General features: G+C 61.0%; 8 protein-coding genes, 7 tRNA genes and 1 pseudogene. 3 read left to right on the top strand and 13 right to left on the bottom strand.

Features of this window, described 5'->3' with window-relative positions:
• Positions 1 to 119: 119 nt before the first annotated feature.
• The 7 genes from ACTG2J_RS09775 to ACTG2J_RS09745 all read right to left on the bottom strand — a co-directional run bounded on the left by ACTG2J_RS09775 (position 120) and on the right by ACTG2J_RS09745 (position 1191).
• Positions 120 to 196: transfer RNA gene (locus ACTG2J_RS09775), tRNA-Met, on the bottom strand.
• Positions 197 to 284: 88 nt separating this feature from the next.
• A tRNA-Met gene (locus tag ACTG2J_RS09770) sits at positions 285 to 361 on the bottom strand.
• An 88-nt stretch (positions 362 to 449) separates the two neighbouring features.
• A tRNA-Met gene (locus tag ACTG2J_RS09765) sits at positions 450 to 526 on the bottom strand.
• An 88-nt stretch (positions 527 to 614) separates the two neighbouring features.
• A tRNA-Met gene (locus ACTG2J_RS09760) sits at positions 615 to 691 on the bottom strand.
• Positions 692 to 778: 87 nt separating this feature from the next.
• A tRNA-Met gene (locus tag ACTG2J_RS09755) sits at positions 779 to 855 on the bottom strand.
• A gap of 88 nt (positions 856 to 943) precedes the next feature.
• Positions 944 to 1020, bottom strand: a tRNA-Met gene (locus ACTG2J_RS09750).
• A gap of 94 nt (positions 1021 to 1114) precedes the next feature.
• Positions 1115 to 1191: transfer RNA gene (locus ACTG2J_RS09745), tRNA-Met, on the bottom strand.
• Positions 1192 to 1387: 196 nt separating this feature from the next.
• Between ACTG2J_RS09745 and glgX the strand changes: the two are divergent.
• Positions 1388 to 3450, top strand: a pseudogene (gene glgX / locus ACTG2J_RS09740) (glycogen debranching protein GlgX).
• A 94-nt stretch (positions 3451 to 3544) separates the two neighbouring features.
• Here the strand turns inward: glgX and ACTG2J_RS09735 are convergent.
• The 3 genes from ACTG2J_RS09735 to ACTG2J_RS09725 form a co-directional block, all read right to left on the bottom strand.
• Positions 3545 to 4264: a hypothetical protein gene (locus ACTG2J_RS09735; RefSeq protein WP_088868835.1), complete on the bottom strand. Its 720-nt coding sequence runs from the start codon at positions 4262 to 4264 to the stop codon at positions 3545 to 3547.
• Positions 4265 to 4463: 199 nt separating this feature from the next.
• Complete coding sequence (locus ACTG2J_RS09730; RefSeq protein ID WP_439997440.1) at positions 4464 to 6101, bottom strand: ATP-dependent endonuclease; 1638 nt, start codon at positions 6099 to 6101, stop codon at positions 4464 to 4466.
• 262 nt (positions 6102 to 6363) lie between these two features.
• Complete coding sequence (locus tag ACTG2J_RS09725) at positions 6364 to 7242, bottom strand: helix-turn-helix domain-containing protein (RefSeq protein ID WP_113739972.1); 879 nt, start codon at positions 7240 to 7242, stop codon at positions 6364 to 6366.
• A 168-nt stretch (positions 7243 to 7410) separates the two neighbouring features.
• Between ACTG2J_RS09725 and ACTG2J_RS09720 the strand changes: the two genes are divergently transcribed.
• Both ACTG2J_RS09720 and ACTG2J_RS09715 read left to right on the top strand, forming a co-directional pair.
• A complete protein-coding gene (locus tag ACTG2J_RS09720) occupies positions 7411 to 8328 on the top strand; it encodes a DMT family transporter (RefSeq protein WP_042055857.1) in 918 nt (305 codons plus the stop codon).
• Positions 8329 to 8397: 69 nt separating this feature from the next.
• Positions 8398 to 9264 (top strand): LysR family transcriptional regulator, encoded by an 867-nt coding sequence (locus ACTG2J_RS09715; RefSeq protein WP_439997439.1) that lies wholly within the window; start codon positions 8398 to 8400, stop codon positions 9262 to 9264.
• Positions 9265 to 9340: 76 nt separating this feature from the next.
• Here ACTG2J_RS09715 and ACTG2J_RS09710 read toward each other — a convergent pair whose 3' ends face one another.
• From ACTG2J_RS09710 to ACTG2J_RS09700, 3 genes are all read right to left on the bottom strand, one after another.
• Positions 9341 to 10117 (bottom strand): TSUP family transporter, encoded by a 777-nt coding sequence (locus ACTG2J_RS09710; RefSeq protein WP_159163721.1) that lies wholly within the window; start codon positions 10115 to 10117, stop codon positions 9341 to 9343.
• A gap of 199 nt (positions 10118 to 10316) precedes the next feature.
• Positions 10317 to 11072, bottom strand: coding sequence for a tRNA-uridine aminocarboxypropyltransferase (locus tag ACTG2J_RS09705; RefSeq protein ID WP_439997438.1), 756 nt, complete (start codon positions 11070 to 11072; stop codon positions 10317 to 10319).
• Positions 11073 to 11249: 177 nt separating this feature from the next.
• Positions 11250 to 12461 (bottom strand): ROK family protein, encoded by a 1212-nt coding sequence (locus ACTG2J_RS09700; RefSeq protein WP_042055876.1) that lies wholly within the window; start codon positions 12459 to 12461, stop codon positions 11250 to 11252.
• Positions 12462 to 12516 lie beyond the last annotated feature (55 nt).

The raw sequence follows: 12516 nt of genomic DNA, 5'->3' as shown, positions 1-12516 counted from the left end.
GATACGACCAGTTTTGGTCTTGAAAAAGCGTCAGAAATAGCAGTAATCACCAGATGGTGACGAGCATCAAGAAGGATTGTTCAATGATTGGCAATGCAGGAAGGGAACGTACAGAAAGTTGGTTGCGGGGGCCGGATTTGAACCGACGACCTTCGGGTTATGAGCCCGACGAGCTACCGAGCTGCTCCACCCCGCGTCCGAATTGTCACCCTCAAGCCGAGCAGTAGCTTGATGGCGTTTGTCTGCTTTCGACTGTTTACACAATCCCATGCTGACGAAAGAGTTGGTTGCGGGGGCCGGATTTGAACCGACGACCTTCGGGTTATGAGCCCGACGAGCTACCGAGCTGCTCCACCCCGCGTCCGAATTGTCACCATCAAGCCGAGCAGTAGCTTGGTGGCGTTTGTCTGCTTTCGACTGTTTACACAATCGCAAGCTGACGAAAAAGTTGGTTGCGGGGGCCGGATTTGAACCGACGACCTTCGGGTTATGAGCCCGACGAGCTACCGAGCTGCTCCACCCCGCGTCCGAATTGTCACCCTCAAGCCGAGCAGTAGCTTGGTGGCGTTTGTCTGCTTTCGACTGTTTACACAATCGCAAGCTGACGAAAGAGTTGGTTGCGGGGGCCGGATTTGAACCGACGACCTTCGGGTTATGAGCCCGACGAGCTACCGAGCTGCTCCACCCCGCGTCCGAATTGTCACCCTCAAGCCGAGCAGTAGCTTGGTGGCGTTTGTCTGCCTTCGACTGTTTACACAATCGCAAGCTTACGAAAAGTTGGTTGCGGGGGCCGGATTTGAACCGACGACCTTCGGGTTATGAGCCCGACGAGCTACCGAGCTGCTCCACCCCGCGTCCGAATTGTCACCCTCAAGCCGAGCAGTAGCTTGGTGGCGTTTGTCTGCTTTCGACTGTTTACACAATCGCAAGCTGACGAAAGAGTTGGTTGCGGGGGCCGGATTTGAACCGACGACCTTCGGGTTATGAGCCCGACGAGCTACCGAGCTGCTCCACCCCGCGTCCGAATTTTTCTCGAAGTGGCCGAGCAGTAGCCAGTTCGATTTCTCCTTTCCTACCAACCGGTTACACCGGCTTGACTGGTCAGGATCTCAGATGGTTGCGGGGGCCAGATTTGAACTGACGACCTTCGGGTTATGAGCCCGACGAGCTACCGGGCTGCTCCACCCCGCGTCTGAGGTCGCCAATAATAGGCGCCAGCGCACAGATTGCAAGTAAATATCTCAAAAAAAGTTTATTCGTAGATTAATCGGACAAATAGTGCGGTCATTAGCAGCATCATGCTGTTTTTTCAGGCAATCGAGTCCTTGCCAGGCATCCGGCACTACACTCAATAAGGTGAACACTCCTCATTTTGGGTAGGTAGAATATGCGCATCTCCGCCGGTCACTGCCGTCAGTTGGGGGCCACACCCGATAGTAACGGCGTCAACTTTGCGATCTGGGCACGCCTCGCCAGCCGGGTCGAACTGCTGCTCTTCGCAAGCGCAGACGATGCGACCCCCGAGGTGATACCCCTCTCCCCACGCCTCAACCGCACCGCCTACTACTGGCATATCCATGTGGAGGGGATCTCGGTCGGGCAACGTTACGCCTATCGCATTCAGGGCCCGTGGCGCCCATATGGCGGCACCCGCTTCGATGCCGAGAAGGTGTTGCTCGACCCTTACGGCCGCAGCATCGAGCTTGGCGCCAATTACGATCGATGGGCGGCGGCCCGTCCGGGCAGCAATCTGGCTTGTTGCGCCAAGAACAAGGTGGTCGATACTCGCCACTACGACTGGGAAGGAGACAAACTGCCCGCTCACTCCCTCTCCCGCTCGGTGATCTACGAGCTGCATCTGGGGGGCTTTACCAAGTCTCCGAGCTCCGGGGTCGATCCGGCGCTGCGTGGCACCTATCTCGGGCTGATTGAGAAGATCCCCTATCTGCAATCTCTCGGTGTCACCGCCGTCGAGCTGCTGCCGGTGTTCCAGTTCGATCCTCAGGATGCGCCCAAAGGACTCTCCAACTACTGGGGTTACAGCCCCATGTCCTTTTTCGCCCCCCACGCCCAATACGCCTGCGGCGATGATCCGCTGACCGAGTTTCGCGACATGGTCAAGGCGCTGCACAAGGCCAATATCGAGGTGATCCTGGACGTGGTTTACAACCACACCGCCGAAGGGGGAGATGATGGCCCCACCTTCTCGTTTCGCGGCATCGACAACGAGGCCTACTACATCCTCGACAACAACCAGAAGGACACCAACTATTCGGGCTGCGGCAACACCTTCAATGGCGCCCATCCGGTGGTGCTGCGGATGATCATGGACAGCCTCCACTTCTGGCGTCAGGAGATGCACGTCGATGGCTTCCGCTTCGATCTGGCGGCCATTCTGTCGCGGGACGAGTCGGGTCAGCCGCAGGCCAATGCGCCGACCCTGCGCACTATAGATACCGACCCCAACATCGCCGACATCAAGCTGATTGCCGAAGCCTGGGACGCGGGGGGGCTCTATCAGGTGGGGTCACTGGCCGGCGCCCGCTGGCGTGAGTGGAACGGCCAGTTCCGGGATGATGTGCGCCGCTTCCTGCGCGGGGATGACAACAGCGTCACCGCCTTTGTCGAGCGGCTCTGCGGCAGCCCCGACATCTACCACTATCACCACGCCGATCCCGAGAAAAGCATCAACTTCGTTACCTGCCACGACGGTTTTACCCTGTGGGACTGGGCCAGTTACAACAGCAAGCACAACGAGGCCAACGGGGAGGAGAACCGTGACGGCTGCGATCACAACTTCAGCTGGAACCACGGCCATGAAGGGGTAACGGAAGATCCCCAGATCAACGCCCTGCGGATGCGCCAGGCCAAAAACATGATGGTGGCGACCCTGCTCTCGGTGGGATCCCCCATGCTGCTGATGGGAGACGAGCTGCTGCGCACCCAGCGGGGCAACAACAACGGCTACTGCCAGGACAATGCTACCTGCTGGATGAACTGGCTGCCCAATGCCCGCAGTCAGGAGATGTTCCGCTTTATGAAGGAGCTGATCCAGTACCGCAAACACCTGTTTCAGCGCCCGGAACAGGAGAGCATGCCGCTGTCACTCACCGAGATCCTGCGCCACAGCGAGATCTGCTGGCACGGGGTCAACGCCGGGCAACCGGATTTCAGCCCCCACTCCCACGCCATCGCCATGTCGGCGCTGTCGAGCGAAACCAAGCTGGCGCTCTATGTGCTGTTCAACGCCTACTGGGAGCCCCTCACCTTCAACCTGCCGAGCCCCCCAAGGGGGTCGGCGGCTACTGGCGGCGGATCCTCGATACCGCCCTCCCCTCGCCGCAAGATATCTGCACCTTCGGCATGCCGCTGGAGGGATTGACCCGGGAATATCTGGCCCAGCCGCGCAGCAGTTGCCTCTTTATCTGCGGGGCCGACGACTTCTATTGATCGATAGCTGCTGCTTGATTGCTGCGATTCCTGCAAGCCAGATATACAAAAGCCCCGAGTGTTGGCTCGGGGCTTTCTCTTTTCAGCGCCAGTGTCAGATCAGCTGGTGCAACACACTGGTAGCGGCAATCTGGGCGATCAGCAGGCCACACAGGGAGGTAGAGACCACCACAGGCGCGGTATCACGCTGCAGGTAGAGCGGGCTGAACCAGAGCAGCAGAGAGGCCACCAGCAGCGCTGCCTGGGTCACCACCGCCGGGATCAGGGCATCGAGATTGGCCTCACCCCCTTGCCAGCCCACCAGCACTGCCAGCCAGACAAGGCTGGCCATCGCCCCCACCAGACCGGCCAGCGGCAACAGGGTGTTGAATGCCTTGAGACGATGACGGGCCCGCAGCAGCATCAGGTGGGCAAAGGCCGCCCCCAGCATCGCCATCTGCAGCAGACCGCTCACCCAGCCCTGCAGTTGCAGCAGCCCGATGCCATAGAGAGCGAGCGGCAACGCCGGTAGCCAGAGCAGTGTCGAGGGGACTGAACGCTTGCCCTCCAGCCGTGACTGGGCCAGTGACAAGCCAACCCCGAGCACCAGTGCGGCCCCACCACTCCAGATCAGCCAGCTGGCCGCCTTGGCCTCGACCGCCAGCATCAGGGAGAGCGCAGTAATGACCCAGATGGAGAAAAGCTGCTGACTGATGCGCGAGCGCTGGCCGGGGCAGATATCACCGCGCCACAGCACGATACCGAGGGCGATCAGCGCACCAAGCGCCATCAATCCGGTGAGAGGAAAGAGCCAAAAAGGGAGTTGGACGAACACGACGCCTCCAGCAGTAAAGATTCGAGGTGCGCCACCGGGGGCGCCAGAGAGGGGCGAGTATACCCAAACCGGCGGCTATCCCCAATCGCGACAAACAATCGTGGGCAAACCATCCGAGACAATTTGTCGCCAGCGGGGCTCACGTTGAGAGGCGCCCTGCTGGCAGTTATGCCCATAATGACCGGATACGGTGGTGGCTTTAGCCCTGACCGCGGGCCAGCGCCACCACCCGGGCAAACATCTGGCGGATCACCGGCGGAATATGTTCGGCGCCGAGCCGCTCCGCCTCTTCCACCACCGCCAGCGCCATTCCCGGCTTGCTGCGGTGATGGATCGCCTTGTTGATGATATGACTGGCGCTCCACATGGCGCGCCCGCCCACCCCGGCCTCGCGACGAAACACAGCTTCAAAACCGTTGTGATAGAGGTAGTGCTCGATGTCGGCGGCAGGGAGCTGGGTCAGTCGGTCCCGCTCCCGCTCTCCCTTGAGCTGGCCACGGGCCGAGGTGGCATACTTGAGCCCCGCCTCGTCGCCATCGGTCAGCAGGTGCCACTCGATGCCAAAGTCCCGCGCCACCTTGATGAGCGGCGACTGGCCGCACTGGGCAAACTCGATGATCCGCACCCCCTCGGCCCGCAGACTGTAACCGCAGATCTGCGCCAACTCGGAGAGCAGCCAGATCTCGGTCTCCCCCTCCACCAGCAGCCAGCAACGGGCAAACAGCGACATGGGGCGGTTGATCCGCACATGGAAGGCGATCTTGCGCAGATCGTCGCTGCTGTAACGCTCGCCCCCCAGCTGGTGACAGAGGATATCCTGCTGACGGCGCACCAGCCGCCGCACCTGATTGAGCGGCAGGGAAGAGAGCAAGTCCCCCGAGTTGGTGGTGAGCAGCTTCTGGCCCGGCAGTTGTTCCAGCAGCCCCCACGCCAGCGCCAGCATGGTCGGGTGCAGCCGGCTCTCAGGATCCTCCAGGATCATGATGGGACGGGCCCCCTCCTCCAGCTCGCGGTTGCCCCGCGCTTGCAGCAGGGTAGCAGCCATCCCCGCCATCGCCAGCTGCAGCGCGCGGTTATCGGCGCGGCGCAGCAGGGTATGCAGGTTGCCAGGATTGCGCAATGTCATGGGGCGATTGATGATGTCGCGCTGACTGCGCGGCTTGTTCTTGATGGGTGCCAGGGCGTTGAAGTAGTGATCCATCAGCTGGCGCACCGCCTGGAGCGCCTCTTTGAGCTCCGGCTCGCCGATGCGCTGGGGTTCATCTATCAGCTTGTCCGCCAGCTCGCTCAGGCGATGCTCGGAGAGATCTCCCCACTGCAATGTCTCCACCCCGTTGCGAGCGGTACGGGCGTCCCGCAACCGGAACACCGGGTTCATGGTGATGAGCATGCAGACAAGCTCGTGGGTATTGGCGATGGGCAAGCTCTTGCCTACCCCGTCGAGAAAGTCGTGAATGGTGAGCACAGAGCCATCCGCCTGCAGCTCGGCGCTGGCGCGATAGTGAATGCGGTGGAATTTGTCCTTGTGCAGCACCCAGGAGGGGCAAAGACGGGCCAGCCGACGGGAGTGCTGACACATCTGGGGTCTGTGCTCACTGAAGGTGAGCACCAGTTGCAGGTGACGCGCCGGGGCCAGTTCGGGATCTTCCGGTTGGTGAAAATCCTCGGCGCTGAACTGATAGGGCTCGGCATCCTGCCCCAGCAGACACCAGAGGGCGCGCAGCAGGCTCGATTTACCCCAGGTATTCTCGCCGATCAATACTGTGGTCTGATCCAGCCCGAGCGACAGGCGATTTATACCGCGAAAACCTTTGACTTCAATACGTTCCAGAAACATCCAGCCATGTCCACATCATTGTGATGGGGCAATAGTGGCAAAATTACCGGAAAAATCCTATCGCAGGCGGGGCTTTTTCAACGTGAACTGTGAGGCACTGCAGGTTCGGGAGGGGTAACAACAGCGGTGCGATCTTGCGGGGCATTCCAGTGGCTGAACCAGAGATGACGGGTACGGATTTGACGTTTGCGATAATTCAATGGGCATTCCTTTCAATGGATAAGTGGTAGAGAGTACACCTCTTTTACCCAAAGTCTCAGGGTTATCTGTGACGGGAAGATGACAATTGTGCCCGCCACTGCCCCGGCGTCAAACCAAACGCCTCACGAAAACGATTACCGAAATGGGCCTGGGAAGAGAAGCCACACTGACTGGCGATGCTGGCCAGCGGCTCAGGGCCAGCCAACAGCTGCTTGGCCCGTTTGAGCCGCAGCCCAAGCAGATAGCGGTGGGGCGGGCAGCCGAGACTCTGACCGAACATGCGGGCAAAGTGATACTCGCTCAGCCCCGCCTGCTGGGCCAGCTCTGCCAGCGTGACCGAATCGGCCAGATGGGCCTGCAGATACTCCTGCACCCGTTTGATCACCACGGGCGCCAGCCCGCCGCGCAGAGGCGGCAAACCGGGAGCCTCCTCGGTGTGGTGGCGGTAGGCGTGGAGGATCAACATCCAGGCGCCGTGTGAAAGCGCCAGCCGATCGACCCCGTGCTGCCACTGCAGTTGCATCAGCTGGCGCTGCACCAGCTCGGCCGCCTGCGGATCGTCGATAAAGGTCTTGTCCACCAGTTGCAGGTGGCGCCCCTCCTTGTCACACACCTCCTCGGCGATACGAGTGAGGTGAGTCGGGGTGAAGTAGAGATGAAAGAAGCGAAACTCTTCGCGCACCAGCCACTCGGATCTGTGGTGATCCGGCATGATGCACACCTTGCCGGTGCCACCGTGGCCACCCGGCCCATCGAGTCGCTCGGTCTGCTCGCCTCCTTGCAGATAGACGCTCAGGGTGTGGTGGCCCGGCTTGTGATAGCGGGTCTGGTCATAACAGTTGCGCCAACTGGCGACGCCAAGCCCGGGTTCGAGCCAGCAGGCGTCCTCCAGCCGGGCGCCGGTGCTGACCAGTGCATCAAATACCCCTGCTGTTTTCATTCGCCCCTGCCGCCTGTTCTGATGTACGTGTTATGCCGCTGCCATCCATCTTACCGACCGCGCCCGCAGATGACAGCGCAAGGCGATGAAAAACCGCAAGATGGTGCAATCCAGCCATCAGGGCTCGCCCCATAGTGGGTCATCTCTCCCTGACTCACCGGAAATGTGATGAATCTGATGCTCTATCTTGCCACCGTGCTTATCTGGGGCAGCACCTGGATTGCCATCGCCTGGCAACTTGGCCCCATCCCCATCGAGGTGTCGGTGCTCTATCGCTTCCTGCTGGCAGCGGTTGCGCTGTTTGCACTGCTCACCGCCAGCGGCCGCTTTCCGCGCCTGCCGTGGCATGGCCAGCGCTATGCGGCGCTGCTCGGTGCCCTGCTCTTTTCCACCAACTTTCTCTGCTTCTACCACGCCACACGCTATATCCCGAGCGGCATGTCGGCGGTGATCTTCGCCAGTGCCAGCATCTTCAACGGCCTCAACCTCTGGCTGTTCGAGAACAAGCGCCCCACCCTGCGCTGGTTGCAAGGCTCCTTGCTGGGGCTCTTTGGCACCCTGTTATTGTTCTGGCCGGTGCTGGCAGATGCGCAATTGGGTGCAAACGGCTGGAAGGGGCTGCTGCTCGCCTGCGGCGGCACCCTCTGCTTTTCGCTGGGCAATCTGGTCTCGGCACGAGGCCAACGCCACGGCTACCACGTACTGCAACTGGTGCCCTGGGGCATGGTTTACGGCGTGGTGCTGTTGCTGGGCTGGGTCATATTGCTCGGGCAGCAACTGGTGGTGCCGACCGATGGCCACTATCTGGCGGCCATGGTCTACCTCGCCCTGTTTGGCTCGGTGATCGCCTTTACCGCCTACCTGACCCTGGTGGGGCGCATCGGTGCCAGCAAGGCCTCCTACGCCACCGTGCTCTTTCCGTTGGTGGCGCTTACCCTCTCCACCTTCTATGAAGGCTTTGTCTGGCAGCCGGTCTCGGTGGCCGGAGTGGTGATCAGCCTCATCGGCAATCTGGTGATCTTCGCACCGCCCTTAAGTGAATGGCGCATTCGACCGGCCAAGGCAGCAAACGACCCTTGCTCCTGAGCCAGTCAGCCCCTAAGGTAGCGCTGATCAATCTGTGACGATCCTGATGGCGATAAACAAGGGGGCGAGATGTTACTGGAAGGGCTGGAGACGCTGAGCCTACTGGCAAGTGAAGGAACCATGGCCAAGGTGGCCAGTCGCCTCTATATCAGCCAGTCGGCAGTGAGCAAGCGGATTGCCCAGCTGGAGCTGCGCCTTGGCAAGAAGCTGATTGAGCCGGAGGGGCGCCAGATCCGGCTCACCCCGCAGGCCAAGGAGCTGCTGGAGAGAGTGGCCCCGAGTCTGGCAGAGATGAAGGGAGTGCTGGCCGATAGTCAGGATCTGGCGGATCACAGCCCCCTCCCCATCGCCTGCTCCGAAACCCTGCTGGCCGGTTATCTCGCCCACTTTATGCGCGACTATCTGGAGCGCGATCCCCACCTTGCCCTCTCTACCCACCACACGCCGGTCATTCTGGCGCGGGTGCGCAGCGGTGATGCCCTGCTCGGCATCTGCGCCGGTCGGCTCCCTCCCGGCCATGGCCTCGGCGCCGATCTGCTGCTTGAGGAGCCCTTCTATCTGGTGGGCGAGGCGCAGCCGAGCCTGCCACCAGCCAACACAGAAAGCAGGCGCAAGATCCTCACCATGGATCTGGAGAACCCCTCCAACCGCTACCTGCGCGAACCGCTGGCTTATTTGGGGCTGGAGCCCGCCATGGAGCTCGACTCCTATCTGGCGCTCATCGAACTGGCCAAGGCAGGTATTGGCCCTGTGCTGCTCCCCGCTGGCCTACTGGGGCTGGTGGGAGAACAGGGGGATATGGCGCGTCCAATGCCCGGGCTGGGCCGCCCCCTCCATCTGGTCTACCGACCAAACAGCCTAAAGCGAGAGCGGATCGCCAGGCTGGTGAGCGCCCTGCACCAACACTTTCGCCACCGAAGCGACACACCGCGCTAGCCATGTAAAACACCAGATATGACAACGGGGCCCTTGGGCCCCGTAAACATCCGATTTGTCGCACACTCGCCGCGGCTCAGATCCAGGCAAACAGCTCGGGATACTGGCTCCACACCAGCTTGGCAGACATCAGCAAGGAGACGGTCACCAACAGCGGCTTGATCAGCTTCACCCCTTTTTTCAGCACCATCTTGGAGCCAAAGCGGGCGCCGATAAACTGCCCCAGCGCCATGCAGAAGCCGACACTCCACACCACCTTGCCACCGAGCGCAAAGAACAGCAGGGAGGCGATATTCGAGGTGAAGTTGAGCAGCTTGGTATGGGCGGTGGCGCGCGCCATGCCAAAGCCCGCCAGCGCCACGAAACCAATGGCAAAAAACGAACCTGTGCCCGGCCCGAAAAACCCGTCATAAAAGCCGACACCACCCCCCACCAGCAGCGCAAACAGTATGGGAGTCAGACGGCGGGAGCTCTCGGCATCGCTTACCCGCGGCGAGAAGTAGAAGTAGCAGGCAAAGGCCATCAGCAGGAAAGGGAGCAGGCGCTCGAGAATGGCGGCGTCTATGGTCTGCACCGCCAGCGTGCCGATGGCCGCACCGATAAAGGTGCAGATCACCGCAGGCCAGATCATGGCCCACTCCAGCAGCCCCTTGCGGGCATAGAACCAGGTGGCGGAGAAGGAGCCAAAACTGCTCTGCAGCTTGTTGGTACCGAGCACCAGCGCGGGGGGCATGCCGGTGGCCAGCAGAGCAGGCACCGTCAACAGGCCGCCGCCACCAGCGATGGCATCGATAAAGCCGGCGACAAGCGCCACACCGAACAGGGCAAACAGGGTAACCAGTTCCAATTCCATCCATAGACCTCACGAGAGTGGGTTGCCCGAAGGGTCGAGCAACCAGAGATAACCAAAACGACGTTGTGCGGGGGGCTGCACAGGCTGTCCGCTATCCTAACGGGCCACTGACCATGAATCTAACGAAACAGTGGCAGCCAATTGATTCCTGATTTTCATTGATTTGAGCTGTCAGGCCCCTGCCCCCTCAGAGGGCCAGTTAGCAAGCCGGTGAAGCGACGTTCGCTTCCTTGATGGCCGCCAGTGCCTCACAGAGATGCTCCTCATCGGCACCGGGGAAACGGCTGACCCGCCCGGCCATATAGCGGCTGCTGAACAGATTGAACCAGTGCTGCAGTGCCTGCCCCGCCTTGAGCTCTCCCGCCACTTCCAGCACACAGGCCGCCACTTCGGCGGTGCAAAGGTGCTCCTCGCAGTTGGCCACCCGCATACCGTAGGTCGAGAGCGCATCAGGCTTGATGGCGAGCACCGGAAAACCGTCCAGATAGGGGCTCTTGTTAAACATCTTGCGCGCCTCCGGCCAGGTGCCATCGAGCAGGATAAAGAGCGGTTTTTTCCCCGGTGCCAGCATCACCTCGCCGGTCAGGCGGGCAGGCTCCTTCTCGCAAGCGGGAAAGACTACATAGGGCTGCCAGGCGGGATCGGCCAGCAGGGCCAGTAACTCGGGATGCGGCTCGGTGCGCGACCAGAGAAAGGCCCAGGTGGTATCCGGCAACACATCGGCGATCAGGCAACCGGTGTTGGAGGGCTTCATCGGCTCGCTGTCATACATCAGCAGGCAGAAACCGGCCTCCGCTTTGAGCTCGGGGCGCCACTCGCAGGCACACCAATCCTCGCGCAGCTGACAGGCTGGACAGCGGGCCAGGGTGCCGCCACGGGCAAGAAACGGTCGGGTAGAGATACTCTTGCGCCAGGCCCGCAGGCGGTTGACGGCGTGATCAGGAACAGGCTTCATCTAGGTTCACAACTGGAGTCAAAACAGGAACGGCAGCAATACATACCAACATGTCATGGCGCCACAGGGCGCGATAACAGGGGGCTGCCGGAAAAGCGCAAGATTGTACCCAGTTACACGCTGGCGGAACAGCAATCCCTGCCCCTTTCGCCAGACACAGTGCCAACTCCTATTGCCTTACGACTCCTGACAGCTACGTAGCAGCTCCAGCAACAGGCTGCCATCGCGCAGTGCCTTGTGCACCTGCACCGAAGTGGGCTTGGTGGGATCTTCGTAGAAGTGGGTGGATTCAATCTGCAGCCGCACCAGATATTCGGCGGGCAACTGGCTGGCCAGCGACTGGTGCAGCATGGGGAACAGCAGCCGATCGGCACGGGTGATCTCGCCCCCCAGCAGCAGCTTGCCCGGATTGAGCAGGCAGATGAGATTGGAGAGTACCTTGGAGAGACGACCCGCCGCTTGATGGAGAATATCCTGACAGAGGCCGTTGCCCGCCAGCGCCAGCTCGCACAGCTCGCGGATGGTGACGCTCTCGGGCAAGTCGTGCTCCTGCATCCGCTCGCGCAGATCCCGGTATTGCGCCTCCAGCGCCTGATTGGTCACCAGGGTACAAGCGCAGCCAAAGCCGCCGCAGTAGCAGCGCTGGCCGTAAGGTTCGAGCTGCAAATGGCTGAGATCTCCGAGCAGCGCATTTTCGCTCTCGATAAGCTGGCCATTGACCACCATGCCAACCCCGATGTCGTTGTGGACAAACACCAGCACCGCATCGGCGCAATTCTTGGCAGCCCCCCACTCCCGCTCGGCCTGGATCCAAGTGCGCACGTCACCGCTCACCAGCACAGGTACCGAGAACGCCTGTTGCAGAGTCGGGCCAAGGGGCCAGTTGCGCAGATCGTAGAAGGGGAAGTGCTTGACCATGCCGGAGTGGCGCTCTACCTGACCCGGCAGACAGAGGGCGATGCAGGCCAGACTGAGGGACTTTCTCGGCAAAAACACCTTGATGGCATGCACCAGACTGCCCAGCAGATCGGCGCGCTCCTCCTCGGTAAATAGGTGGCGCTGGCGGGCCAGCGAGCGACCAGAGAAGTCAAACAGCGCCATATCCACGTAGCCACGGCCAAGACGCATGGAGAGAAACTGGAAGCGGCGCTCGTTGATGCGCAGCAAGGTCTGACGACGGCCGCGCCCCACCGAACTTTCACCACAGGTGACCACCAGACCCCCATCAAGCAGTTCCCTAGTGATCTTGGTGATACTGGCCGGCGAGAGGCCGGTCAGGCGGGAGAGATCGGTGCGCGACAGCTCCTTGTGCTCTTCCAGGCTGGCATAGACCAGGCCGTAGTTGAGCTGCCGGATCAAATCGATACTACCTTTCACGATCTCATTCATAGGGTATGGGGCAAAGGCTGAAAAAAAGAGGCTGGCAATTTTCACACATTATTGG

This window comes from Aeromonas sp. 6P (assembly GCF_051919525.1).
GTDB lineage: Bacteria > Pseudomonadota > Gammaproteobacteria > Enterobacterales > Aeromonadaceae > Aeromonas > Aeromonas veronii.
This window is presented reverse-complemented; position numbering and strand designations above follow the sequence as displayed.